Here is a 229-nt window from a genome sequence, read left to right on the forward strand (position 1 = left end):
GGAAGGCCAGCGTCTTGCCGGTACCGGTCTGCGCCTGGCCGGCGACATCGCGCCCGGCCAGGGCCACCGGCAGGGTCAGGGCCTGGATCGGAGTGCATCGGGTGAACCCTGCGCCTTCCAGTCCGGCGAGCAGCGCCGGGTGCAGGTCGAACGAGGAAAAAGTCAAATCTGTCAGCGGCTTATCGCTCATCATTCCATCTTCGTAAGGCGGCCGGAGGTGCCCGGCGGC

At 67.7% G+C, this 229-nt stretch carries 1 protein-coding gene; it reads right to left on the minus strand.

All coding sequences use genetic code 11. From position 1 onward, the window contains the following. The coding region (locus SB822_RS61625) for a DEAD/DEAH box helicase (RefSeq protein WP_410859738.1) at positions 1–193 on the minus strand (193 nt) is incomplete at its 3' end. Between the last annotated feature and the right edge of the window lie 36 nt (positions 194–229).

Source organism: Paraburkholderia sp. SIMBA_054, assembly GCF_046534875.1.
Lineage (GTDB): Bacteria > Pseudomonadota > Gammaproteobacteria > Burkholderiales > Burkholderiaceae > Paraburkholderia > Paraburkholderia hospita.